This window comes from Saccharibacillus sp. CPCC 101409 (genome assembly GCF_030518235.1).
Taxonomy (GTDB): domain Bacteria; phylum Bacillota; class Bacilli; order Paenibacillales; family Paenibacillaceae; genus Saccharibacillus.
On sequence record NZ_JAULSA010000010.1, the window covers coordinates 150,517 to 174,898 of the forward strand.

At 59.2% G+C, this 24,382-nt stretch carries 23 protein-coding genes; 5 read left to right on the forward strand and 18 right to left on the reverse strand.

Features of this window, described 5'->3' with window-relative positions; all coding sequences use genetic code 11:
• Positions 1–63: 63 nt before the first annotated feature.
• Complete coding sequence (locus tag QWJ34_RS19480; RefSeq protein ID WP_302730424.1) at positions 64–933, forward strand: hypothetical protein; 870 nt, start codon at positions 64–66, stop codon at positions 931–933.
• A 33-nt stretch (positions 934–966) separates the two neighbouring features.
• Here QWJ34_RS19480 and QWJ34_RS19485 read toward each other — a convergent pair whose 3' ends face one another.
• The 13 genes from QWJ34_RS19485 to QWJ34_RS19545 form a co-directional block, all read right to left on the reverse strand.
• The gene (locus QWJ34_RS19485; RefSeq protein ID WP_302730425.1) at positions 967–1,341 is read right to left on the reverse strand and encodes a hypothetical protein; all 375 of its coding nucleotides are present in this window, start codon (positions 1,339–1,341) and stop codon (positions 967–969) included.
• A 146-nt stretch (positions 1,342–1,487) separates the two neighbouring features.
• Positions 1,488–2,222 carry a Bax inhibitor-1/YccA family protein gene (locus tag QWJ34_RS19490; RefSeq protein WP_302730426.1) on the reverse strand — a complete coding sequence of 245 codons (735 nt, stop codon included), beginning with the start codon at positions 2,220–2,222 and terminating at the stop codon, positions 1,488–1,490.
• 124 nt (positions 2,223–2,346) lie between these two features.
• Positions 2,347–3,099, reverse strand: a complete 753-nt coding sequence (locus QWJ34_RS19495) for a MerR family transcriptional regulator (protein WP_302730427.1) — start codon at positions 3,097–3,099, stop codon at positions 2,347–2,349.
• Positions 3,100–3,285: 186 nt separating this feature from the next.
• Complete coding sequence (locus tag QWJ34_RS19500) at positions 3,286–4,128, reverse strand: endonuclease/exonuclease/phosphatase family protein (protein ID WP_302730428.1); 843 nt, start codon at positions 4,126–4,128, stop codon at positions 3,286–3,288.
• A gap of 200 nt (positions 4,129–4,328) precedes the next feature.
• The gene (locus tag QWJ34_RS19505) at positions 4,329–5,030 is read right to left on the reverse strand and encodes an ABC transporter ATP-binding protein (RefSeq protein WP_302730492.1); all 702 of its coding nucleotides are present in this window, start codon (positions 5,028–5,030) and stop codon (positions 4,329–4,331) included.
• Between the two features lie 35 nt (positions 5,031–5,065).
• Positions 5,066–6,184 carry an ABC transporter permease gene (locus QWJ34_RS19510; protein WP_302730430.1) on the reverse strand — a complete coding sequence of 373 codons (1,119 nt, stop codon included), beginning with the start codon at positions 6,182–6,184 and terminating at the stop codon, positions 5,066–5,068.
• A 120-nt stretch (positions 6,185–6,304) separates the two neighbouring features.
• Entirely contained in the window at positions 6,305–7,702 is a 1,398-nt protein-coding gene (locus tag QWJ34_RS19515) for a sensor histidine kinase (RefSeq protein WP_302730431.1), read from the reverse strand.
• Positions 7,699–8,376 carry a response regulator transcription factor gene (locus QWJ34_RS19520; protein WP_302730432.1) on the reverse strand — a complete coding sequence of 226 codons (678 nt, stop codon included), beginning with the start codon at positions 8,374–8,376 and terminating at the stop codon, positions 7,699–7,701. The genes QWJ34_RS19515 and QWJ34_RS19520 overlap by 4 nt, the downstream gene beginning before the upstream one ends.
• Positions 8,377–8,402: 26 nt before the next feature.
• On the reverse strand, positions 8,403–9,182 hold the full coding sequence (locus QWJ34_RS19525) for a TIM barrel protein (protein ID WP_302730434.1): 780 nt from the start codon (positions 9,180–9,182) through the stop codon (positions 8,403–8,405).
• A 210-nt stretch (positions 9,183–9,392) separates the two neighbouring features.
• Positions 9,393–10,379 carry a glycoside hydrolase family 43 protein gene (locus QWJ34_RS19530; RefSeq protein ID WP_302730435.1) on the reverse strand — a complete coding sequence of 329 codons (987 nt, stop codon included), beginning with the start codon at positions 10,377–10,379 and terminating at the stop codon, positions 9,393–9,395.
• A gap of 362 nt (positions 10,380–10,741) precedes the next feature.
• Positions 10,742–11,638: a carbohydrate ABC transporter permease gene (locus QWJ34_RS19535; RefSeq protein WP_302730436.1), complete on the reverse strand. Its 897-nt coding sequence runs from the start codon at positions 11,636–11,638 to the stop codon at positions 10,742–10,744.
• A 36-nt stretch (positions 11,639–11,674) separates the two neighbouring features.
• Entirely contained in the window at positions 11,675–12,553 is an 879-nt protein-coding gene (locus QWJ34_RS19540; protein WP_302730438.1) for a carbohydrate ABC transporter permease, read from the reverse strand.
• A gap of 165 nt (positions 12,554–12,718) precedes the next feature.
• The gene (locus QWJ34_RS19545) at positions 12,719–13,981 is read right to left on the reverse strand and encodes an extracellular solute-binding protein (RefSeq protein WP_302730440.1); all 1,263 of its coding nucleotides are present in this window, start codon (positions 13,979–13,981) and stop codon (positions 12,719–12,721) included.
• A 276-nt stretch (positions 13,982–14,257) separates the two neighbouring features.
• On the opposite strand from QWJ34_RS19545, the gene QWJ34_RS19550 reads away from it, so the two are divergent.
• Entirely contained in the window at positions 14,258–15,160 is a 903-nt protein-coding gene (locus QWJ34_RS19550) for an ArsR/SmtB family transcription factor (RefSeq protein ID WP_302730441.1), read from the forward strand.
• Positions 15,161–15,302: 142 nt separating this feature from the next.
• Here the strand turns inward: QWJ34_RS19550 and QWJ34_RS19555 are convergent, their stop codons facing one another.
• The 4 genes from QWJ34_RS19555 to murQ all read right to left on the reverse strand — a co-directional run bounded on the left by QWJ34_RS19555 (position 15,303) and on the right by murQ (position 19,809).
• A complete protein-coding gene (locus QWJ34_RS19555; protein WP_302730442.1) occupies positions 15,303–16,169 on the reverse strand; it encodes a MurR/RpiR family transcriptional regulator in 867 nt (288 codons plus the stop codon).
• A 101-nt stretch (positions 16,170–16,270) separates the two neighbouring features.
• Positions 16,271–17,338 (reverse strand): MupG family TIM beta-alpha barrel fold protein, encoded by a 1,068-nt coding sequence (locus QWJ34_RS19560; RefSeq protein WP_302730443.1) that lies wholly within the window; start codon positions 17,336–17,338, stop codon positions 16,271–16,273.
• Between the two features lie 61 nt (positions 17,339–17,399).
• The gene (locus tag QWJ34_RS19565) at positions 17,400–18,902 is read right to left on the reverse strand and encodes a PTS transporter subunit EIIC (RefSeq protein WP_302730444.1); all 1,503 of its coding nucleotides are present in this window, start codon (positions 18,900–18,902) and stop codon (positions 17,400–17,402) included.
• 19 nt (positions 18,903–18,921) lie between these two features.
• Positions 18,922–19,809, reverse strand: a complete 888-nt coding sequence (gene murQ / locus QWJ34_RS19570) for an N-acetylmuramic acid 6-phosphate etherase (RefSeq protein ID WP_302730445.1) — start codon at positions 19,807–19,809, stop codon at positions 18,922–18,924.
• A gap of 205 nt (positions 19,810–20,014) precedes the next feature.
• Here murQ and QWJ34_RS19575 point away from each other — a divergent pair, with 205 nt between their 5' ends.
• Genes QWJ34_RS19575 through QWJ34_RS19585 form a run of 3 tightly spaced genes read left to right on the forward strand, consistent with a single transcriptional unit; the run spans position 20,015 to position 23,212 of the window.
• Positions 20,015–20,566, forward strand: a complete 552-nt coding sequence (locus QWJ34_RS19575; protein ID WP_368046897.1) for a sigma-70 family RNA polymerase sigma factor — start codon at positions 20,015–20,017, stop codon at positions 20,564–20,566.
• Entirely contained in the window at positions 20,563–20,916 is a 354-nt protein-coding gene (locus tag QWJ34_RS19580; protein ID WP_302730446.1) for a hypothetical protein, read from the forward strand. Before QWJ34_RS19575 ends, QWJ34_RS19580 begins: the two co-directional genes overlap by 4 nt.
• The gene (locus QWJ34_RS19585) at positions 20,906–23,212 is read left to right on the forward strand and encodes a hypothetical protein (RefSeq protein ID WP_302730447.1); all 2,307 of its coding nucleotides are present in this window, start codon (positions 20,906–20,908) and stop codon (positions 23,210–23,212) included. Before QWJ34_RS19580 ends, QWJ34_RS19585 begins: the two co-directional genes overlap by 11 nt.
• 145 nt (positions 23,213–23,357) lie before the next feature.
• Here the strand turns inward: QWJ34_RS19585 and QWJ34_RS19590 are convergent, their stop codons facing one another.
• Positions 23,358–24,308 carry an AraC family transcriptional regulator gene (locus QWJ34_RS19590; RefSeq protein WP_302730448.1) on the reverse strand — a complete coding sequence of 317 codons (951 nt, stop codon included), beginning with the start codon at positions 24,306–24,308 and terminating at the stop codon, positions 23,358–23,360.
• Positions 24,309–24,382 lie beyond the last annotated feature (74 nt).

Here is a 24,382-nt window from a genome sequence, read left to right on the forward strand (position 1 = left end):
CTGCCTTCGGGTATTGGTCTTCAGGATGCCGACCGCAATCTTATTTTGCAAAAAGCAAGAGCGATGTATCAGTTTAACGAATTCCCCAAGCATGCCGAAGACTACTCGGAATCTTATGCGCGCTTCAAGAAGACCAGTCTTGCCACGTTCAACGCGGCTTTCGATCCCGCTTCGACGCGCGTCGATCTGACTTCCGCTTTGAAGCAGATGGAAGGCTTCCCTCCGTACGATCTCTACAGCGGCGAATATAATGTCACTGTCGACGAACTTCTTTTCGAACAAGAATTACAGCTTCATCTTTATACCGAATTCGGAAACGAGCCGGGTCAATGGACCGAGGCGAACGCCGAAAAGCTTATGAACAAAATCGCGCTTGTACGCGACGACCTTTTTCCGCTGATTTCATGGGATGGTTGGAAGCCGGCTGTGTGGCACATCTTCTGGGACTATTTGAATGCCATGGCGGACTTCGAAGACCTGCGCAACGGCCGGACGGAACTTCTGGAGCAAACGTTCCAATACCGTACCGACGTGCTGAACCGTATCGCGGACGGACGGCTCACTTCGCAGCAGGCCGCAAGCTTCGATGCCGCCGTGCAGGAATTGGAGACGCTGCTTGCAACTTCCGCCCAACCGGAACCGATCACTTCGGCGTTCGCCAAAGTCAAAGCCGCTTACGAAGCGCTGCCGCAGGGCGGCAGTTCGTCTTCGGCCCTCGCCGCCGATATCGCCGCCGCGCGCGAGCTCCTGAATCTGCCCAAAGGCATCCGCTCGGGCCAGTATCCGGCTTCGGCGTTCGGCGATCTGAGACGGGCGATCAACGAAGCGAGTCTCGTGTTGAATCGTAAAAGCAGCACAAGCGCCCAGCTGGAGCAGGCCCGGACCAAGCTGGTCGCAGCCGTTGCGCAATTCCATAGTCGGAAAAAGCCCTGAGAGAAGCCGCGTTTTTATCGGACTCGTCCTGTCTCAACCCAGCGGAGGGAAGGTGAATCTTGCAACGACGGAACACACCAGCAGAAACGCCAGCAGCAGCAGCGATACGGCGTACTGCCGCGATCCTTTTAAAAATCTCCACTCCAGCCACGCCTGCAGTCCCATTTGAGCCGCCCAGTAAGCAATAAAAAACCAAAAAACGAACCAGCCCGACGTGATATCCGCTACGAAATACAGCATATACAGGACGCCAAGAGCCAATACAGTCAGCAGGAGCAGGCCGATCTTCTGGACTCGGACCCCTGGCGGATCGGAGATTGCCACACTCCGGCCGCCCAGCAGCCAATGACTCAGTCCAAAGTAAAGCAGGATAAACAAAACGCCAAACCCGATAACCCATACGATCATGGTCTTCCTCCTTATCCCGATCATGATTCCAATAAGCCGAAAGCCCGGAGCAATCGCTCCGGGCTTTTCTTATACCTGTTAAACGCCGAATCCGCACATTTCGTTTTGCCGAATCAGCAAATTTTGTGAATTCTCTTGTATCGTTCTTACCGCTTCGCCAGCTTCGACAGCAGCTTCAGCACTTCCAGATACAGCCACACCAGCGTGACCATCAGGCCGAACGCGCCGACCCATTCCATATACTTCGGAGCTCCGCCCCGCGCGCCGCGTTCGATAAAGTCGAAGTCGAGCAGCAGGTTCAGCGACGCAATCACGACCACGAACAAACTGATGCCGATGCCGATCAAGCCGGATTCGTGGATAAACGGAACGTTTACGCCGAAAAAGCCGAGTACAAAGTCGAACAGATACACGAGCATAATCGAAAACGTCGCCATCATAATGCCGGTCCGCAAACCCGGGGTGACTTTGACGATCCGGGTAACGTACAGCAGCAGCATCGCAAACAGCGTCCCGACGGTAATCAGCACCGCGTTCAGCACAATGCCGGGATACTGAATTTCGAACGCCGCTGACACCGCGCCGAGCGCCAGGCCTTCAAATATTGCATACAGCGGGGCGGTGATAAAAGCAATCTTCGGCACGAAGATCGTGACCAGCGCCGCGATCAGCGCAAGCACAACGCCCGCGATCATCATGCCGTACACGCTCGCGCCCGATTCGAAGCGGGACCAGGTATAAGCCGCCCCGCCGAGCATCAAAGCCAGCAGAATAAACGTCCTGTACACCGTGCCGCCAAGCGTCATCGCTCCCGTGCCGACCAGATCTTCGCGCGCCCGATCGAATAGTTTTTGCCCGAATACCGGATTCCTCGATTCCATCTTTACATCTCATCCTTTTTCGCAGAGTAAGTCCGGGCTGCCTGTTCGTGCATCGGTCCGGATTTACCGGTAATACGCGATCCGGAGCGATAAGGTGGCAAAAATATTAAAAAAAGAGAAGCGATCAGCCCGGTTTGCGTTCCGAGAAAATCGTCATCGCTTCGCTCATCCAGGCCGCCAGTCCTTCGCCGCAGCGATCGATATTTTGCGTAAAACGTTCGTCCTGCACATACATTCGGCCGAGGCCGGCGAATGCTTCATGCGAGTAACTGCCGAAGGTTTGCAGATAGTCGTACCATCCCCCGATCAGCTTCTGCGCGCGCGGGGAAGCGGGGTCTTCATGCCGCGCCTGCGCCATCTCGTTCATGCGGCGGTCCCATTCTTCCTGCAGATCGGCGCGCATTTCCGGCGTTTGCGTCCGCTGCTCCAGCCTGCGGTTCGCATCGTCGACCGCCGCGTCTCCCCAGCGCTCCCTTGCTTCCTGTTCGTACGGATTATGCGTAAAGTCCATGCCTTCGAATCGCTGCTTCTGCGTCATCTGTATCTCTCCTCTGGCGTGCCGGATGGTCCGGCCGATATTTTCGATCATGCTGCGCGTTTGCTCCAGCTTTTCTTCCAGCATGCGCCGCTGAAGTTCCAGCGCTTCGATCCGGTCGAACGAAGGGCTGTCCATCATCCGCTTGATCTCTTTCAGTCCAAATCCCAGCTCCCGGAAAAACAAAATTTGCTGCAGCCGCTCCAGGTCCTCTTCCGAGTAAAAACGGTAACCCGATTCACCGACCTGGGCGGGCTTGAGCAGGCCGATCTCGTCGTAATGGTGCAGCGTGCGAACGCTGACGCCGGCGAGCTTCGAGACTTCTTTGACTTTAAACGACACTTTGGTTTCCTCCTTTCGAGTTGAGCATAAGGGCTCACGTAACGTGAGGGTCAAGACGTTTCGATAAAAAAATCTTCCGGATTTACGCAAAACTCGCATAAATCCGGAAGACTCGTTTTCAGTATAGGAGCTTGCAGCTTGTCTTCCTTCAATAGAAAGAAGAATCCCATTCGGCCAAGCCGGCGGTTAAATGCCGGGCAGCACCAGTTCGGCGATAACCGGATAATGGTCCGACGGATATTTGCCCGAGAAATCGCGACGGTCGACCACGGTACGGGAAACTTCAAGCGGCGCTTCGGCGAAAATGTAGTCGATCGGTTCGCCTTCCAGCCCGCCGAGGAAATCGTGGAACGTGCGGCCGACTTCGCCCGGGAGCGCGGTGTACGCGTCGACCAGGCCCGGCGCAAGGCCGGCTTCCGCCAGCTCGCCGCGCAGATAGCGCAGCGGAGCGTCGGACGGTCCTCCGTTCATATCGCCCATCAGGATGCCGAAGCTGCCCGGACGCTGCTCTTTGTGCCGCAGCATGGCCGCCGCGACCAGCTTGGCGCCTTCGATCCGCGCCGTCTCGCCGATATGGTCGAGATGCGTGTTGTACACGCGAATCTCCGAACCGGACGCGAGGTGCCGGAACCTTCCCCAGGTGCAGATGCGCGGATAGTCGCTGTCCCAGCCGAGCGAGCCGACCGACTCCGGCGTTTCCGACAGCCAGAACTGCCCCTGCTCCAGCGGCTCGAATTCGTTTTTGCGATAAAAGATTGCGCAGTGTTCGTCTTGGATTCCCCCGAGCCGCCCTTCGCCGATCCGGTCGTACCCCGGCAGCTCGCGCTCCAGCTCCTCCAGCATAATCAGATAGCCTTCCTGCACGCCTGCAAAAGACGGCGCGTGCGCCGCGATCGTTTCCGCCGCTTGGGATGCCCGGTGCAGCCATTCGTTCCCCGCGTCGTTCGCCGTATGCGTGCGCAGATTGAAGGTCATGATCTTCAAACCGTTCTCCCCCGCGTTTCCTGTCGTGCCTGCTTGTTCAGTCATTGTCCAGTCCTCCTGTTTACTGCGGTCCAACGCTCCGGGTATTCGTTTCCGCCGGAAATCCGGCTTTGTTCGAAACGTTTCTATACTCTTGATGATAACCCTTTCACTTTGATTTGGACAGCTTATTTTTATCTATGGTAACACAAAAAGAGCAAGCGGTTTCGTGACGAAACGCGCCGCTCCGGGTTGATGCAGTGCCGTTATTCCTGCCGCAGCTTTCCGCTCTCCAGGCGCAGCACCCGGTCGCAGTACGGCAGAATCCGCTCGTCGTGCGTCACGATCACGCCTGCTTTGCCTTCGGCTTTGACGCGCTCGGCGAGCAGGCGCGTCACGTCGCGGCCGCGGTCCGCGTCGAGGCTTGCGGTCGGCTCGTCGGCCAGGATGACCGACGGATCGTTCATCAGCGCCCGCGCGATCGCGACGCGCTGGCGTTCGCCCCCGGACAGCTTGTCCGGGTAATACCTGCGCCGCTCGCTCAGGCCGAGCCGCTCCAGCAGCTCGGACGCGCGGCGCGCGGTCTGCGCTTTGTCGGCGCCGCCGAGCTTCGCGACGAGGCGCAGCTGCTCTTCGACCTTCAGGTAGGGCAGCAGATTCGCCCCCTGGAAGATAAACCCGATCTGCCTCAGCCGCAGATCGGCCAGCCGCCGGGGATTCAAGCCGGCCAGATCGCGGCCGCCGACCGCCACGGCGCCGCGCGTGGGCGTCAGCAGCGCGCCCGCGATCGAGAGAAACGTGCTCTTGCCGGAGCCGGACGGCCCGACCACGGCGACCAGCTCGCCGGCCGAGACCGCAAGGGACAATCCGTCCAGCACGGTCAGCACCGCTTCCCCGTCGCCGTAAGTATGCGTCACCGCGTCGAGCAGCAGCCGGGTTTCCGCACCGTGCGGAGAATTTGCGGACATCCCGGCTAAATCGGTTCTTTCCATCGTGTCCTTGTTCATGCTCCGGCCCTCCCTATGGCGTCAAGCGCGTCCGTTCTGGCTACTTTGACGATCGAGACCAGGCCGCCGAGCAGCGCCACGCCGAGAAACAGCGCGCAGCTCAGCAGAATCGTTCCCCCGCTCAGGGCGAACGGCATGGCCGCCGGCAGCATCTCTTTCATGACCAGCACCAGCGCGACGCTCAGCGCCAGACTGCCCGCCGAAAGCACCAGCACCTGTCCGGCGACGCTTCCGGCCAGATAAGCCGTGCGGGCGCCGATCGCTTTGAGAATGCCGAACTGGCTTGTTTTCTGAATCGTGATGACGTAGAAGAAGACCGCCAGCACAAAAGCCGAAATGATATACAGAAATACGATCATCATCAGCAGCGAAGACTGCTCGGCTTTGTGTCCCGGAATCGCGGAGATCGCCTGCGCTTTGGTGATGATATCGGCGTCCGTCAAAGACGCGGCCAGTTCGTTCGCCCGGCTGCCGGAGCTTCGCAGCGCGATCGCGTTGAACGCCGTATCCGGTTCGCCGCCGCGCGCGGCCATCAACTCCGAGCGGTAAGACGCCCAGTCCGCGGCGTTCATCCAGACCGCGGGCATATGGCTGTAGGAATTGTTTTCGATAAAGCCGTTTACCCGCCACTTCAAGCCGGTCGTGCCGTCGACGATCGTGTCGCCGATCCCGACGCCGGAATCGGCCAGGTCTCGATCCACCACGACATCGCCGGTTTCCGATGCGTCCAGCGCGCCGCCTTCGACGGTTTCCGGCATCAGCCAGCTTCCCGCTTCCGCGCCGAACAGCGCAATATCGATCTTGCCGCTTTGTCCGTCTTTGGTCACCGTCGTCATCTGCACGCCGAGCGGTTCCGCGCTGTCCGCTCCGACAATCGCGCGCGCATCCTCCACCTGCTGCGCATGCAGCTGCGAACGCGCAAAGCGGTCGTCCGAATCTTTTTGCACGGCAAAATGATCGGCTTTCATGCTCCGCACCGCCGAAGACGTCGCGCTGCCCAGGCCGTTGGCCAGTCCCGTCACGAACAGTACCAGAAACGAAACCAGCAGCATGATTGTGACGATCAGCACATAGCGGGTCCTGGAAAAGCGTATTTCCCGAAGCGCCAAAAACATATGTTTACCCCTCCCCGTTTTCCCTTCCGGTTGCATCCCCAGTCTAGGAAGGGAAAATGAACGGAGTATGAACGTTAAATTACAATTGCCGCCTGCCGGCCCGCCGCTCTGCTGCTTCGTTCAGAGCCGGGGAAGTTTGACGATAAACGTCGAACCCTGGCCGGGCTCGCTCTCGGCCGAGATCGTTCCGTCGTGCAGCTGCACGATCTGGCGCGAGATCGCAAGACCCAGCCCGGTTCCCCCGCCCGAACGCGCCGGATCGCCGCGGTAGAAGCGCTCGAACAGCAGCGGCAGCTTCTCCGGCGGGATGCCGTCTCCGGTATCGGCGAAGCGGACCTCGCACCAGCCGTCCCGGGCTTCGGCCGCGACCGAGATCGACCGTCCTTCGGGAATATGCTTGACCGCGTTGGACAGCAGATTGATCCAGACCTGGTCGAGCAGCGTCGCTTCGCCGAGCACGAGCAGGCGGTCCGGCACGGCAAGCTTCAGCGCGATGCCTTTCTCGTCGAGCTGCCAGTCCAGCACTTCGGCCGCGCGGCGGATCTCGGCGCGCAGGTTGAGCGGACTGCGCACCAGGCCGTCTTCCATCCGGTCGAGCGAAGACAGCAGCAGAAGCTGGCGGCCGAGCGCGGACAACCGGCGGCTTTCTTCGCCGATAATGCCCGCGTAGCGAACCCGTTCTTCGTCGGGCAGCCGACCGGCCGCCAGTTCCTGCGCAAAGCCCTGGATCGACGTCAGCGGCGACTGGATCTCGTGCGACACATTCGCGACGAATTCGCGCCGCGATTGTTCCGCCCGTGACAGGCTGCGGCTCATCGTCATAAAGTGTCCGGCGAGCTGCCCGATCTCGTCTTGGCGCCGCGTCGGCAGCTCGATCCCGTAGCGGCCGTCCGCAATCTGCTGCGTCGCCGCCGTCATCCGGGTAATCGGTTTGACCAGATAGCGCGTCGCAATCAGGAAGATCGCAATGCTGAACGCGACCGTAAGCAGCCCGATCATCGCGAAGAAGCTGCGCAGCTCGCCGAACTGCAGGATCACGTCCGGGCGCAGAAACAGGGCCGCCGGCTTACCGCCGATCGTCAGCGGCACGCCGACCGTATTGCTGAGCCGGTTGTCGAAGAAGCCGGTAATAAACGGCCGGTTCGGAAAGGCGGCCACGCCGTGATACTCGCCGCCGTCCAGCACTTTTCGCGCCGCCGCTTCGTCCAGATCCCGCTGACGAAAATCCCTGCCGTAGAACCGTTCTTCGCCCGCCCCGTCGGTGACGTACAGCTCGTAACCCAGCGCCGCCGCGCTCGCCAGATAAATATCCGCGTCGCCGGGACGAAGCTCCGCCGTGCGCTGGATCTCGTAAGCGATCCCGGTCAGCTTGGCGTCGTTGTACGGCTTGAGGCTCGCGTGATAATACACGTTCGACACCAGAAAGCCGAGCAGCGCGCTGACCGCGACGGCCAGGATCGTCGTCAGGCACACGCGGATATACAGGCTGCGGTTCAGCCGCGCAAACCGGTTCTTCACGGCCGGCCCGCTTCCAGCTTGTAGCCGATTCCGCGCACGGTACGGATTGCAAAGTCGTCTCCGTAGTCGGCGAACCGCTGGCGCAGCCGTTTGATATGGACGTCCACCGTGCGTTCGTCCCCTTCGTAATCCGCTCCCCAGACAAGGCGAATCAGCTCGCCGCGCTCGAACAGGCGGCCGGGATACTGCGCAAGCTGGGCCAGCAGCTCGAATTCTTTGAGCGGCAGCAGCAGCGTCATGTCCCCGTCGGTCACTTCGTGATTTTTGCGGTCCACGGTCAGCCGGTTCAAGCGGATCTTCTCGCTCGACGCGAGCGAATACCGGCGAAACAGCGCGTTCATGCGAAACAGCAGTTCTTTCGGCTCGAACGGCTTGGTCATATAATCGTCGGTCCCGCTATCGTAACCGGCTTCCTTGTCCGTCAACTGTTCGCGCGCCGTCAGCAGAATCACCGGAATATCGTAGCGGACGCGAATCAATTCGCACAGCTCCAGCCCGTCTTTTCCCGGCATCATCACATCGAGCACAGCCAGATCGACCGGCGATTCTTGCAGTTTGCGCGCCGCTTCGTCGCCGTCGCGGGCTTCGATCACCCGGTACCCCTCCTGGGTCAGCACCGTACGCAGCAGCGCGCGAATATGGGCGTCGTCGTCGGCAACCAGCACCTTTTTCATCTTCCGTCCCTCCCGTTTACAAGCGTTCAATCCTCGATTCCGGCAAAGTAACGCGCGCTGTCCATCATCGGCGAGCAGTCCGTATGGTCTCCGCCCAGCTCGATTTCGAAAATAAAATCTTTACCGCGCACCAACGGCTTGACCATGCGCCAATCGATCAGCCCCGCGCCGAGCGTCAGCGAGTCGTGCCGTTGTCCCATGCTGTCCACCAGATGATAATAGCGCGCATACGGGGCGGTCCGCTCCAGCACGCCGCGCAAACGCTCGTTGTCCCCGCGAAACCCGATAAACGCATGGCTCACGTCCACATTGACCGGCAGATTCAGCGGCTCGATCAGCTCGTCGATCAAGTGCGGATTGCCGTAACAGAACAGTCCTTCGGTCGAGTCCTCCCACAGCAGCAGTCCGCTGTCGTATCCCGGAACGGCGCGGATCGCTTCGCGCAGTTCGATCGTCCGCTCCCGGTTGACGGGCAGATCGCCCAGTCCCACATAATGCGCGTGAATCACGCATTTGGCGCCTTCTTCTTCGCAGATCCGCAGCAGATCGCCGGTCGATTCCCGATAAAAGCGCCGCATCTCCGCGTTTTCGCTCAAAATATCCAGAAAAGCGCCGCGGTATCGGGAAGGATGGTGCATATAGGCTTTAATACCGCGCCGATTCAGTTCCCTCACCCGCCCGCGGATCAGCTCCGTGCGCTCCATATCCTGTTCGGTCAAAAACAGTTCCAGAATTTCCGGTTCGCAGCCCAGGCGGTTGCCGAAACTTTTGTCGTCGATCCCGCCTTTTAACCTGATGTAATCCATGCGTTTCTTCGATCTCCTTTCGCCTGCCGGTCCCGGGGCGCGTATTCGGATTCCGGTGCCAATCCCAAAACGCGCCCCAAACACCCGTCTTCCGTATTTTAACGAAAAGCGCGGCGGCAGACAAAGAAGGATTTTCGCCCATCAAAAAAAGCTTTCCGGAAACCGTTTGTGCGGCGTTCCGGAAAAGCTTCGTTGTCAACTGTCTGGTCGTTATGAAGAAATCCGATCGAGCTCGCCGCAACCTGTATCCGGCCGCGGCAATCCGAAGTTCGGCGTGCCGTCTTCGTTCCATTCGATGATCTGCACGCGCGCGTGGCGGTTCGGATCGTAGAGCGGATCTCCGACCACTTCCTTGTAGCTTCTGCCGTGGTAGACGAGCAGATCGAGCGTCCCGTCTTCCGATACGGTGAAGCTGTTATGCCCCGGTCCGTACTGGCTGTTGGCTTCCGAGGTGGCGAAGACCGGAATCGGCGTTTTGACCCACGAGTTCGGATCGAGCAGGTCGCTGTCTTCGTCCGCGGTCAGCAGTCCCATGCAGTAGTTGAAGTCGGTCGCGCTGGCCGAGAACGTCATAAAGATCTTTCCGCTGCGCTTGAGGATTGCCGCGCCTTCGTTGACGAGGAAGCCGATCTTCTCCCACTCGTATTCCGGCTGCGACAGGCAGACCTGCTCGCCGCGCAGCGTCCACGGATTCTCCATCTCGGAAATGTACAGGTTGGAGTTGCCCGGTACTTCGGGGTCTTTCTGCGCCCAGACATAATAGCGGGTGCCGCGGTGTTCGAACGAGGTCGCATCCAGCGCGAACGTTTCCCACCAGGTGACGATCTGTCCTTTTTCGATCCATTCGCCTTCAAGCGGATTCTCGGAATCGGTTTCGAGCGCGAACATGCGATGGTCGAACAGCCCTTCCTTGGTTTCCGAGGTATGGGCGGCCGCAAAGTATACGTACCATTTATTGTCGATGTAATGGATCTCCGGAGCCCAGATATTGGCGCTCATCGGTCCGCTGTCGTGCTTGGTCCAGATGACCTTCGCTTCCGCTTCGGCCAGCCCGGCCAGAGTGCGCGAGCGGCGCAGTTCGAGCCGATCGTATTCCGGCACGGACGCGGTGAAGTAATAGAAGCCGTCGGTATGTTTGTAGATGAAGGGATCGGCCCGTTGCTCGATCAAAGGGTTGGGAAGGTCGAATGTCGTCATGGCTTGCAGCTCCTAATCGGGAATTTGAATTCCGGGTTTTCCGTGTTGCTTCGCAGATGCGCGCGGGACGGTGGTGGTGGTGGTGGTGTCGCTGCGCGTATTGAAGGGCTTTCGATCGCTTGTTGAATCCGCTCCGCTACAGTTCCGTCGGCGCATGGCGATAAGGGAAGAACTCGGAATTTTTCGGTGTGGTTGGGGTGAAGATCGAGTTTTCTTCTATTAGAAAACTCAAGAAAGATCAGGTAAGCAACAGGATTGTGCGTAAAGCGGGATTCATGTCGGATTGTACGGATTTCTTCGGGAAATATTAAGTATGAAATACCGTCTATCCGTGACTCCGCTCAATCATCGGGAAGCTGACATCAGCCCTTGATACCGGAGTTCAGGTTGATGGACTGGACGAAATATTTCTGCGCGAACAGGAACAGGGCCAGGGTCGGGATGATCGCGAGGATCGCGGAGCCCATCAGCTGTCCGATCATGCGGTAGTTGCCGTAGATATCCTGCAGCAGCAGCAGGCCGGCGGTGACGGGCATCTTGTCGACGTCGGTGTAGACGATGACCGGCCACAGGAAGTCGTTCCACGAACCGGTGAACGAGAACAGGGCGCAGACGATCAGCACCGGCTTGATCAGCGGCAGCATGATCGAGAAATAGATGCGGAAGTCGCTGGCGCCGTCCACTTTGGCGGATTCGTCCAGGTCTTTCGGGATGCCGAGCATGAACTGCCGCACAAGGAAGATATTGCCCATGCCGGCGAGGCCCGGGATCACCATGGCCCAGGCGGTGTTGACCCAGCCGAGCGCGTCGATAATCTTGTAAGCGGGAATCAGGTTGACGACGCCCGGGAAGAACGAGATGCCGAGCAGCGTGAAGAACATGACGTTGCGGCCTTTGAAGTTCATGCGCGCATAGCCGTAGCCCGTAATCGAAATCACGACGACGACAAGAAACGTATGCGAGGTCGCGATAAAGATCGAGTTCGTCAGCCAGCGCAGAATCGGCGCGGTCGACGTGTTATCCAGAATCGCTGTGTAGTTGTCCATAATCCAATTGACGGGCAGCAGCCGGAAGCCGGTGCTGACGACTTCGGTCTGCGAACGGAACGAAGTCGTAATCCCGAACACGACCGGAACGATCCAGATCAGGCACAGCGCGGCGAGGAAGACGTAAGCCACGACCTGCGAAACGCTGATCTTTGCGCGCTTGCGGCCGACGGCCACGGCGCTTTTATCCAAATTCATTACCTGGTTTGACATGATTGCACCACCCTTTTCCGTTTCCTGCGATTCAGGTCAGTTCGTATTGCGGTTCATGACGTAATACTGCAGCGCCGAAATGACCAGAATGACGAGGCCGAGCAGAACCGCCATCGCCGAAGCCATCCCCGCGATCGATTCGCCGCTGCCGAAAGCCAGCTGGCGGATATACATCATCAGCACCGCCGTGCTCTGCTGCGGACCGCCGTCGGTCATCATCAGCGGTTGGCCGAATACGTTGAACGCGCCCGCCGTCGTCATGACGAACGTGTAAATCAGCGGGAAATTGATCGAAGGCAGCGTGATGCTGAAGAACTTGCGAATCGGGCCCGCTCCGTCGAGCTCCGCCGATTCGTACAGCTCTTCCGCCACCCCGCTGATGGAAGCGCGATAGATAATCATGTTACCGCCGATTCCGCCCCAGATGGTCAGCACGATAATGGTGATCCAGGCGTAAGGCTGGTGAGTCGCCCAGGCGACGGTGGAGCCGAATACATTGCCGGTGATGCCGAGCTGTTTGTTGAAGATCAGGGTGAAGATCAGCGCCGCGGCCGAAATCGAGATCAGGCCTGGCACGTACAGCACGGACTGGATAAACGTTTTGCCTTTGACTTTCTTGTGCGACAGCGCCACCGCGATCATCAGCGGCAAAATAATAAGCGGCGGTACGGTGAGCAGCACGAACAGCAGCGTATTTTTCAAACCGTTGAAGAACTGGTTGTGGAATGTCGAGCTGGTATCGAACAGAATCGTATGGTAATTGGCGAAACCGACCCAGTTCGGCGCGCCGGACAGATTCCACTGCGTAAACGAAGCATATATCCCGTAAACGGTCGGAATCACGACAAACACCAGGAACAGGATCAAATGCGGTCCCACGAAAAAGGCCGGGGCCAAATTCAGCTTTTTCTTCATAAGCGTTCAGCTCTCCTCTCATAACCGCCAAGATGCGGATCGGCGGCGCGCATTTGAAGCGCGAACGCCGTCCGCCTCCCGGAAAAAGCAATATGCCCGAACCGGGCATATGCTTGTTTCCTGCTTTGCGGCTCGCTCAAGCGCGTCTTTTGCGCTTGCAACCGTTTATTTGCCGTCCGTTTTCGCTCCGGAATTCGCTTCCGCGATCTTGTCTTCGACGGTTTTCTGCATCGTTTGCAGCCCTTCGTCGATCGGCGTATTTCCGCGGACCAGGTCGTTGATGTATGTGTCGAACGCTTCCGCTACGTACGGATAGTACTCGTAAGTATAGATGTAGAGCGATTCAATCTCTTTTTCATCCGTTGTGAAGAACGACTGCATGTAGTTTTTGAAGTCCGGGCTTTCCACGACTTCCTTACTTGCCGGAATCTGGCCGGCTTTGGCCCATTCGATCGAGTTCTCGCGGATGAATTCCAGGAAAGCGGCTACACCCTGTTCTTTCTCGTCCGAACGTTTCTCGTTATTGAACATCGCGAACAAGTGCGACGAAGCGCGGTTGGTGAACTTGTCCGGGCTTACGGAGTAGACGTTGGTCACGCCGAAGTTCAAACCTTCGACCGACGCGTGCGCCGTGGAACTCCAGGTACCGTCCGTCGAGAACAGCACGTTGCCGGATTGGAACATCAGGTAACCGTCTTCGCCGAACGGAGTCATCAGGCCGGCGTCGTTCACCTGCTTCACGTCTTCGATCGCCGTTTTGATGATATCGGTGTTTACCGTCGGCTTGCCGTCCTGCTGGATATCACCGCCGAGATTCTGCACCTGGGCCAGCATGACCCAGCTGAGCAGCGCGTCGTTGACGGCGAAATCGCCTTCGGCCAGCTTGCCTTTGAGCGAAAGGAGTTCGTCGACCGTTACGTTGCCGTCGTCGAGGAAGCTTTCCGCGTCGTATTTTTTCAGCAGGTCTTTGTTGTAATACATCACGTTGCTGTGGATGTCGAGCGGCACGGTGTACTGCGTTCCGTCGATATTGCCCGCTCCCCAGGCTTGAGGCAGATAGTTGTCTTCTTTCAATTCCGGCTGCGCCTGCATCACCGTCGACATGTTCTCGAGCTGGTTCTGCTTCACGTAACCCGGCACGCGGTCGGCATGGATGATCGCCAGATCCGGCACGCCTTTGCCCGAGCTCAGCACCGTCGAAATCTTCGTGTACATATCGGCCGTTACGACGTGCTTGACTTTGATGTCCGGATTGGTCGCGTTATACTCTTTGACCAGATTATCCATGTACGCCCCGTCTTCGCCGGTCAGCGGCGTCCAGAATGTGATCGTCTTCGGATCGCCCGCGTTGCTGTTGCCGCAGCCCGCCAGAACCGTGGCCGCCACCGCGATACCCGTAATTAATGCCCCCAATTTTTTCTTCAACATATTCTCCTCCTGTCTTTGCAAACCCTTGGATCGGGTTTAGTATATCCCCTATCTGAAAGCGGTGTCAATAACTTTTTAATAAACCTAAATCAATTTTATCATACTTGATTAACTTTTTTATTTACTTAATATCACGTTGTAATCGGTATCATGACAGGAGAATATCCTATACACTAATTTATGTACATGTTAATAATCTTTATGGTATTATATTCACAACCTTAACGCTCTCGCGGCGTAAGTCCATGAAACCAAGCGAAAGAAGTGGGATAAAAGATGCAGTTGGAAATCGATCAGTCCTCTCTCGTCGTCTATGAAGCACTGGCCAGCGAAGTACGTATCAAGATTATTCAGCTGCTGTCCAAAAACAAGATGAACATTAAAGAGTTGGCGGAAGCGTTGAAAATCAGCAGCCCCATCGTGATTAAACACATCAAGAAACTCGAAGACGCCGGCATTATCAAGACGGAGAAAATTCCCGGCAAGTCCGGTCTCCAGAAGATTTCCATCCTGAAAGTGGACCATATCGAAATCAATTTCCCGAAAAAGATCTTCCATTCCTTCGATTCTTACGAAACGTCGGTCCCGGTCGGCCATTATACCGATTTCGATCTCAAACCGACCTGCGGCCTGGCGTCGGACAAAGACTTTATCGGCCCGGTCGACGATCCCAAGTATTTTATGGACCCCAAGCGGATGGACGCCGAAATCCTGTGGTTCACCCAGGGATTCGTGCAGTACAGCGTCGCGAACTTCCTGAAGCCGGAGGAAAAATTGCAGCAGTTCGAGATCAGCATGGAGCTGTCGTCGGAATTTCCGTTCTCGAACGATGTCTGGCCGTCCGATATCACGTTTACGCTGAACGGAATCGAGCTCGGCACCTGGACCAGTCCGGGCGACTTCGCCGACACGCGCGGCAAGCATACGCCGGACTGGTGGCCGCACAACCTGAATCAGTACGGGCTGCTCAAAACGCTGCGGATTACGGGCCACGGCACGTACGTCGACGGCGATCCGATGTCCGACGTATCCGTCGCCGACCTCGATACGAGCTGCGACCGCTGGACGCTGCGCATCGAAGTCAAGGAAGACGCCAAGAACGTGGGCGGCGCGACCATTTTCGGCAAAAAGTTCGGCAATCACAATCAGGATATCGTGTTTAAAATGTATTATTTATAAAATCTCCCGGCATCTTTGCAGAACGCACGAAAAAGCCTTTCCGTATGCAGCCGCATCCGAAAAGGCTTTTTCGTATTCCGATTGTTCGGTTTGCAAACAAATTCTTCCGCCGCTCAAGTCCTCCGCGCCAGCGCGTCCCGCTTCAGTCCGCCGAGTCCGATTCGTTCACTTCTTTCACCGCGCGCCGCGTTTTCTCGATATAATCGAGCGACGCATCCACATGCTGCGAGGCGTACACATAATACAGCACATCGATAATAAAAAATTGGCTGTGCTTGGAGCTGCTTGCGGTGCTGCGGACTTTGGCTTCCGGAGCGAGCGACGTGAACAGGCTGATATCGCTGATATCCGACATCTCGCTGCGGCCGAAACCGGTGAAGCTGATCGTGACCAGACCGCTGCTTTTGGCGAATTTGAGCTGACGCAGCACTTCGCGCGTGCGCGCGCTGTAGGAAATCCCGATAAACACGCTGCCGGGCGGCGCGGACGCCATGCTCATGGTGAGGATATGCGAATCCTGGAACGCGTAGGCGTTCTTGCCCATCCGCAGCCACTTCTGCGCGATGTCTTCCGCCACCAGCGACGAAGCGCCGATTCCGTAAGCGAAAATAGCCGGGGCTTCGTAGAGCTTCCGCGCGGCCAGCTCGATATGCCCGGTATCGACCTGGCTGACCGTATCGCGCAGCGACTGGATCGCGTTGGACAGAAGCTTATCCACCAGATCCGTCGTGTTCTCGTTGCGGTTCAGATCGTAATAGCCGGATTTCCGCTCCTGTCCCAGATCGGCGGACAGCGCCACTTTGAGTTCGGGGAAGCCTTTGAGTCCGAGCGAGCGGCAGAACCGGACTACGGAAGCGCTGCTGGAATCGGACTGCGCCGCAAGCTCCTGCACCGACATAAAGACCACGCGGTCGGGGGCGGACAGCGCGAAGCGCGCCACTTTCGCTTCGGACCGCGTCAGTTTGGGCAGGATGCTTTCGATTCGGGACAGGATCTGGCTGACTTCCATCTGCAACGCCTCCATTTGTGCGGGCCGTCCGGGATGGGGCCGAAGAGATCGTCCCGCCATCCCGGCGGCGCCGGATTAACCGTCCTCTCCATGGTACCATATTATTCGCGCGGTTCGCCCGTTCCGCCGGCGGGCCGGCCGAGCTCGAACGCGAACGGATGCCCGCTGCGCTGCAGGAAGCGCAGCAGCGGCAGATCGCGCTCCGCCACATAGCCGAGCACATTCACCCGTTCGTCTGCGGGCAGGGGATTCAGCACGATCTGGAATTCGCCCGCGTAGCGCGCGTACAGATCGTTGTCCACCGTGATCGCGCCTCTCGGCCGCTGAATGCAGCGCCGCGGCTCGATCGGCTCCCTCGCGCGCCGCCGCGCTTCTTCCGAGCGAATCGCATCTCGGGCGATATCCGGCCGGTTACGATGCGTGTCCGCCCACAGCGGCGAATCCAGCCAGTCCTCCGCTTCGAGCAGTACGCGGCCTTCGTTCAACGCTTCGAACCGCCGCCGCGTGCGCTCCGATACGGACAGATCGGCGACGATCACCCGGTCCGCTTCATTTTCGTGCTTCAGCTCCAATGCCGCCGCGAACGGCGACATGCCGCGATGCCGTTCCAGCGTGGGCAGTCCTTCGCGCAGCGGGCCGCGCAGATTGCCGTCGCCCGCGACGAACGCCGCCACTTTCAGTCCCCGCTCGCGCAGCCACCGATTCCTTTTGCGGAAATCTTCTTCGTCCAGCCCCGTTTCCGGTCGCGGATAATAATTGTGCCAGGCTTCGAGGGCGTCGAAGTTCGCGTCCAATCTGCGCAGATCGTCCAGAAAGTCGTCCCCGATCGTACTGGCATTGAACGCGACCGTCCATTCGCGCGACAGCGCCGCGATCTGCGCGTTATCCAGCCCGTAATCGATCCGCAGACCCGTTACCCCCGCTTCCCGCAGCTTCCCGGCGGAAAAGTGCTTGAACGCCCGCGGCGACACATCGGCCATCAAAGTCATTCCGCGCTCCCGCGCAAAGCCGCCGATCCGCTCCAGCGGAGACAGCAGCCCCGCCGGATCTTCTTCCGGCATTTGCAGGGAAGTGAAGATCGTATCGAATCCGATGCTCCGCATCTCCTCCAAGTAATCCAGCGTTTTCTCCACGCTTTGTTCCGTCAGCGAGACCAGCACGCCGTCCATATTTCATCCTCCTTAAACAACTTGTCTTTTTTTGCAAAAACGAATCTCGGCTGTCGGCCGCTCAGGCTTCTTTCGCTTCCCTCGCTTCTTTCGGCACCCCGAACAGGAACGTCCAGAGAAAGCCGAAAATATACGCGGTCACCAGGCCGAGCAGGTAAATCCACCATTTGCCGTTTGCGATCAGCAGCAGCATTTCCACGCCGGAAGCCCCGATCGCGATCGCGCCCACATTGCCGAAATACCCCAGCACCGCGCCGCCGAACGCGCCGCCGATACAAGCGGTGACGAACGGCCGGCCGAGCGGAAGCGTCACGCCGTAGATCAGCGGTTCGCCGATGCCCAGCACGCCGACCGGCAGCGCGCCTTTGATCAGGTTGGCGAGCGGTTTGTTGCGGGAGCAGCGCACCCACAGCGCCAGCGCGGCGCCCACCTGTCCGGCTCCGGCCATCGCCAGAATCGGCAGCAGTACGGTTACGCCGGTCTGGTTGATCAGCTCGATATGAATCGGCGTCATGATGTGATGCAGGCCGAGCATGACCATGACCAGCCAGATCCCGCCGAGCACGAAGCCCGACAGCGCGCCGCCCACTTCCAGAATCCAGTTGACCGCGATGAGCAGGTAATCGGCCACGAAGCCGGCGAACGGCATAATCAGGAAAATGGTCAGCAGCCCCGTAATCACGACGCTCAGAAACGAAGTCACGATCAGGTCGATGGAATTCGGAATCACGCGGTGCAGCCGTTTCTCTACTTGAGCCAGAATCCAGACGGCAAGCACGACCCCGATAATTCCGCCCTGTCCCGCAATCAGCGGTTCGCCGGTAAACAGATTGAGAATCGGCTGTTCCGGCTTCATGCCGGTCAGCAGCGTCGCGCCTCCGATCAGGCCGCCGAGCGACGGACTGGCCCCGAATTCGCGGGCGGCGTTGATGCCGACGAAGATCGCCATATACGAGAATACCCCGTTTTTGATGACGCCCAGGATCAGATTGAACTGCGTCCACACGTCGCCGGTAATATATCCGCCCGTGATCAGATTGCCGATGACCGAGGTGATCCCGGCCAGCAGGCCGGCGGCCACGAATGCGGGAGCAAGCGGAATAAAGATATGGGAAATCGATTTCAAAAACCGTTTGGCCGGCGTGTCGCTGCGCTTCTTGTACTTATCCCGGTTCTCGGCCGCGATCCGCGAGACTTCTTCCCGGTTCGAACCGCCCGGACCGACCGCCGCTCCGGCGCCGGACGCGCCGGAACCTTCGCCGCTGCCCGTTTCGGCTTTTCTCGCGGCCTCAAGCGGAATTTCTTCTCCCAGCGCCACGCCGCTGGCCGCAACGATCTCGCCCGCCACTTTGTTGACCGTGCCGGGGCCGACGACCACCTGGAGCGTCGAGTCTTCGATCACGCCCATGACTCCGGGCACGCGCTTGAGCCCTTCCAGATCCGCGGCGGCATCGTCGCGCAGCGTCAGCCGCACGCGGGTCATGCAGTGCGTGACCGTTTTGACGTTATCGATTCCGCCGATATGATCCAATATCCCCTGCGCCAGTTCTTTTTCTTTGCTCATCTCCCGATTCCCCTTTCGCTTATTGAAGCGCCCGGCGTATAAACCCTCCGGATTCTTCCAGTTTGCGGTCCGCTTCTTCGGCGCTCAGGCCCAGCAGCAGCATGACGACCGCGTGTTTGACCCGGTGTCCGCTCGCTTCGTAATACCGCGCCGCGGTATCTTCGTCGCAGCCGGCAAGCTCGGCGATCATCGCGCAGGCGCGCGCTTCGAGCTTGACGTTGGTCGGACGGACGTCCACCATCAGATTGCTGTACACTTTGCCGATGCCGATCATCGAAGCGGTCGAGATCATATTGAGCACCAGCTTTTGCGCCGTGCCCGCTTTGAGCCGGGTCGATCCGGTCAGGATCTCCGATCCCGTCTCGATCTCGATTGCATGATCGGCATGCCGGGCGATCTCCGACTCTTTGTTGCACGAGAACGCGATCGTATAAGCTCCGGCTTCGCGCGCCGCTTCCAGCGCCCCGATTACATAGGGCGTGCGTCCGCTGGCCGCGATGCCGATGACCGTATCCGCCGCATTTACCGCCAGCCGCTCCATATCGCCGCGGCCGAGCTCCAGCGAATCTTCCGCGCCTTCCACAGCCAGCCGGATCGCCGTTTCGCCGCCCGCGATGACGCCCTGCACCATATCCGGCCCGGTCCCGAACGTCGGCACGCATTCCACGGCATCGAGAATGCCCATCCGTCCGCTCGTGCCCGCCCCGGCGTAAATCAATCGTCCTCCCTGCCTGAAACTGCGGATTGCGCCTTCCACCGCCCGCTCGATCTCCGGCAGCTTTTTCTTGATCGCCTGCGGGACCTTTGCATCCTCCTCCTGCATCAATTCCAGCACTCCGCGAATCGGCAGCGTATCCAGCTCCCGCGTACGCTCGTTTCTTTGTTCCGTCGACAGTCTGTCCAACACAGGCAGCGCCTCCCTTTCCCTCTCCGTTTGAAAACTTTTCTTTATGCCTACAGTCTAACCGTATCGTAAAATAATTTCAATATATTTAATTTATTTTGTAATTTAATTTCATGATTGATTTTGTATCTGTTCTTTTTCGAAAAAAATATTCTTCCTCCTGCAACCATCTTCCCGCTGCCCGCATCCTATCTGTATAAAGGGGGAGTTGCACCTGGACCTTATAGACAGAATCAGGAACAAGGAGGAAGCCGCGCTGCGCGAGCTGATGGACGAATACGGCGACCTGCTGCTGCGCACGGCCTGCCTGCTGGTCCGCGACCGGCAGACCGCCGAGGAAGCGGTGCAGGACGCGTTCGTCCAGGCGTACACGAAGATCGACCAGCTCCGCGAACGGGAAAAACTGAAATCGTGGCTGTTGACCATCACCGTCAACCGCTGCCGGATGCGGCAGCGGTCGTGGAGCTGGCGGAATATTTTCCCCGGCGGCGGCGCGGACGAACTGCCGGAAGCCGGACGCAATGCGGCGGCCGGAGCGGACGAGATCCTGCTGAAAGATTGGGAAGCCGGCAGTCTGACGCAGGCGGTGCGCGGTCTCGATTATCTCTACCGCGAAAGCATCGTCCTGTATTATTTCCACGAACTGACCACCCGGGAGATCGCGGAGCAGCTGAACGCCAACGAAAGCACGATCAAATCGAGGCTGTCCCGCGGGCGAAGCCTGCTGAAAAACATACTGGAAAAGGAGGAGCGGAGATGACCGTGCAGGGCAACGAACAACACGAACGCGAGACCGTCAAACGAAAACTGGACGAAGAACTGAACGCCGTGAACTTCCGCGCGCACGACAACGTGCTGCGCCGCACCCACCCCGCTTCGCTGCGGGCGAGATTGTCGGCGCTGTGGAACCGGGAAGTGGAAATTCCGCTGCGTCCCGCCGGTATCGCTTTCGGCGCGGCGGCGCTCGGTCTGGCGCTGATTCTGCCGTATGCGGCCAGGCCGCCCCGCGATGTACAGACGACTGCGCCGCAGCGGCAGATGATCGAAGCGGGCGGAAGCTTTTACTGGAAAGATCTTTACGAAAAGGCGGTGAGCGAACATGACCGTTAAGCTGAAAATTAAACACCTCGTTTTGTATATCCTGGTCCCGCTGCTTGTGCTGTCGGCCGCGGCGATCTGGGCGCCGGGCGCCGTGCAGCGCTATCGGGCGGCGCAGGAACCGGAAGCGGTGCACAGCCGAATGCTGGATGAGATTCAAGCAGCGAGCGGACAGGCCCGGTTGAAACTGATCGGAAGCGAGATTGTACAAAACGGCGAGTACGATCCGTACCGCTTCAACGTATATGCCGGTTCGAGCATGACGCAAAGCTCAAGCGAAGACGAAAGTCTGCTGACGCCGCAAGAACGGCTTCCGCTGCTGGAACAGTACGTCCGCGAAGCCTCGCCGGACTCCGGTCTCGGCCGGGCGGCGGAGCAGCTGGCGTACGAGTACGACGCGCTGGGACGTTCCGGCGACGCCGACGCCATGCTGGCCGAAGCGGAGCGGCGCATGAGCGAGTATTCGTACGAACGCCGCTCGCTGGCGCTGACCCGGGCGGAGCGGGCGCTCGCCGCAGGCGACGCGGCGGCGGCGGAAGAACTGCTCGACCCGCCGGGCCGTCCGCACGAAGCCGACCGGTCCGAGCCCGAACTGCTCGGACGGCAGAGCTGGGTTCGCGCGCGGCTGCTGTTTGTGCGGGGACAGCCGGAAGCCGCGCTTGCCGAAGCGCAGCGCGGGCTGAAAGAGTATAACGAGCTTGAACGCAAAGCGATGGGGCTGGCGCAGCCCGAAGAAGAGAGCGGCGCAGAAACGGCGGAAAGCGAGGAAGAATCGTTCGGTCAACGTTTCAATGCGCTGACCGCCAATCAGCTCGACGCTTTGGCGGGCGCGCTGCGCACCGCGATTGGGCGCGGCGGCGATCTCGCTCCGGCCTCGCTGTCCGGTACGCTCAAGCGCAGCGACGGCACGCCGGTCGCGCGGGCGGGAATATTCCTGCGCAGCGCGCGCGAGGTTAACCATAGTGAATGGGAAAGCGAGCCTTACCATGTCGTGACCGACGATGAAGGTCGGTTCGAAATCCGCAATCTGGTGCCGGGCGCTTACCAGATCCAGCTCGGTTTCGGCTACGGGCAGGTGGACGGCTGGAGCTGGCCGGTCGAATCGGACGACTGGCTGCAATTTGCGGGCGGCGGCGATCAGGAACGCGATATTACCCTGCAGCCGCTGATCCAGTTGAAGTCGCCGGTCAACGATCAACAGCTGACCGACGATTCGATCGAATTCAGCTGGGAAGCGGTAAAGGGCGCCGCTTATTACACGTTGACCGGAACGATTCCCAGTTCGGACGGCGGCGGTTCATCCAGTATAACGATCCGCGAGCATATCAGCGGCAGCCGCATAACGCTGAGCGCCGAAGACCTGTACAGCATTCAAAATATTCTCTTCTTCTCGGGAAGCGGGGAAGATTGGGAAACCGCCGATACGTCTTCGCTGCTGGGCTTCCTGAATCCGCAGGCCCGGTTCTCATGGAGCGTGCAGGCGTACGACAAGACCGGAAACCGGATCAGCCAGAGCAACGGCTACCGGCTGAATCCAGGCAGCATGGGCAATCTGCCGTTCTTCTACATGAAGCAGCGGCAGTTGAGCGAAGCCGACCGGCTTGTATTGGACGGCAAACTGGTCAAAGCGCTCGAAGCTTATCGGGCAAGGGTCGAGGCCGATCCGCAGGACGTCGAAGCGCTGCGCATGCAGCTGCGGCTGACGCAGGCCGAAAGCTCGCCTTCCGATACCCCGTTCCCGAGCCGAGAAAATATCGCGCTGCTGGAACGCTTGATGGAGCTGTCGCCGTCTTCCAATACCGCATCGCAGCTGGCCGATTATTTTTACGAACAAGCCGATTGGAAAGAATACGACCGTTATTACGGGATTTATCTGGATTCCGCGCCGGACGACTCGGAGGCTTACGCTCTTGCCAAACACGCCTCCTCCCTGCTGTATCGAGGGGATCCGGGGGGAGCCCACAGCGAATTCGCCGCGGCGATGGCAAAAGACGACTCCCACCGTTTTATCGGCGCTTATCTATTGGCCGAGCTGGCGGCGGATCGTGCGCTTGCTTCGGTGCGGGAACTGGCGCAGCGCTATCCCGATCTGGATACCCCGACGGACAGCGACCGCTGGCGGCGCATGCTGGACGCGATGGACAAGGAGCGTTCGGCCGAGCCGGCCGCGTTCGACAAGTCGCTGCGCAAAGCGCTGGACCTTTATCTCGCAGCGCGCGCGAAGGACCCCCGCAGCGGAGCTTCTTCGCAGAAAAGCGGCTTCGCTTCGATCGACGCTTTCCTGCTCGCGGCCGGAGAAGTGCGCTAGAGTTGGACCGGAATCCGCGCCGCCGGAGTCAACCAAACCTGGACGACAACTATTTTTCAAACACAAAAAGGAGGCCGGAACCCAATCAGGTTCCGCCTCCTTTTTCTATTTTCCGCGATAAACAAACGATTGAGCCGCCCTGGCGTCAACCGCCCGCCAGCTCCTCGCGCATCCGCTTCATATCCCGCGCCGGCGGCAGTCCGAACATGCGCGAATACTCGCGGCTGAACTGGGACGGGCTCTCGTAGCCCACGCGAAAAGCCGCTTCCGCCGCTTCGCTCGTTTCCGACAGCAGCAGACGCCGCGCTTCCTGCAGCCGGATGCGTTTCTGGTACTGGATCGGGGTCAGGTTGGTCACTTCTTTGAAATGGGCGTACAGCGACGATTCGCTCATATGCGCCTGCTCCGCCAGTTCGTCCACGCGCAGCGGCTCGGCGTAATCGAGCTGAATCCGGCGCACTACGCCCGCGATCCGCTGCGACAGTGTGCCGGCCGCGGCGAAGCGCCGCACCTGTCCGCCCAGTTCGCCCCGCGTCACCCGGTACAGCAGCTCGCGGATCATCAGCGGCGACAGCGCTTCGATATCGTCGGGCGTATCCAGCAGCCGGAGCAGACGCAGCAGCGAATCCAGCAGCATTTCGTCCATTCGTCCCACGCCGACACCCCGGCGCAGCACGGATGCTTCCGGTTCGCCCTGTCCGGGCTGCTCCGCCCCGCCGCCCGCGCTCACGATCTGATCCGCGGTGAAATACAGCTGCGCGCTCAAATAAGGCTGCTCCGGCGAGGCCTGCACCACGCGCCCTTTGATCGGCAGCTCCACCGAAGTGACCAGATAAGTCGCGGGATCGTACGTAAAGCTTTCCCGGCCGACCAGCACTTCCTTGGCTCCCTGCACCACAATGCACAGAGACGGCCGGTACAGCGAATGCGTCGGTCCGTTCGGCCGGTCGGCGCGGATCAGGTTGAGCGAAGGAATCGCCGTGCGCTGCGGCCCTTCCACCGATGTATGTTTGACGATCAAACGGGCCAGCTCGCTGCGTTTGGCTTCCAGGCCGTTATCCGGCATCGTTTGGATTGCGGAATCCTTTTCTTTCATTGTCCTCGTCCTTTCCGGCTTTATTCGATCTGTTCGTGCATCTCACTGTCTTTATCATGCCCTTTTTTACCGCT